The organism is Vibrio sp. 970 (assembly GCF_033339075.1).
This window is the reverse complement of record NZ_JAWOTW010000856.1, coordinates 1-510: the sequence shown is the minus strand read 5'-3', so window position 1 is coordinate 510 and position 510 is coordinate 1. Positions and strand designations below refer to the sequence as shown.

Genomic DNA, 510 nt, shown 5'->3' with positions numbered 1-510 from the left:
TGAACTTGGACGCAGACGCCTATTCGGTACGCTGGTATCAAGAAATGTTCACCAATGAGCAGTGGTTATTAGCACTCAAAAACAGCACGTTTATTGCGCTCATGGCTACCTTGATCGCGACGGGTTTGGGTACGTTAGCCGCATTGGGACTAGCCAACAGCAATTTGCCGTTTAGAAATGCCATTATGGCGTTGCTGATCTCTCCAATGATTGTGCCTGTGATTATTTCTGCCGCTGCGATGTATTTTTTCTACACTCGGTTGGGTTTATCTCAGACTTATTTTGGCATCATCTTAGCGCATGCCGCGCTAGGTACGCCTTTTGTCGTGATCACAGTGAGCGCGACGCTGAGTGGTTTTGATCAAAGCCTCGTCAAAGCGGCGGCCAGTTTGGGCGCAAATCCGGTTTATACCTTTAGGCATGTGACTTTTCCGTTGATCCGTCCCGGCATGATTTCCGGTGGATTGTTTGCGTTTGGCACGTCGTTTGATGAAGTGGTCGTGGCGTTGT

1 protein-coding gene is annotated in these 510 nt (G+C 49.0%); it reads left to right on the top strand.

The annotated features are described in order from the left end of the window. Window positions 1-510 (top strand): ABC transporter permease (locus tag R7Q11_RS29570; RefSeq protein WP_225467389.1); only part of this gene is annotated, 510 nt, incomplete at both ends.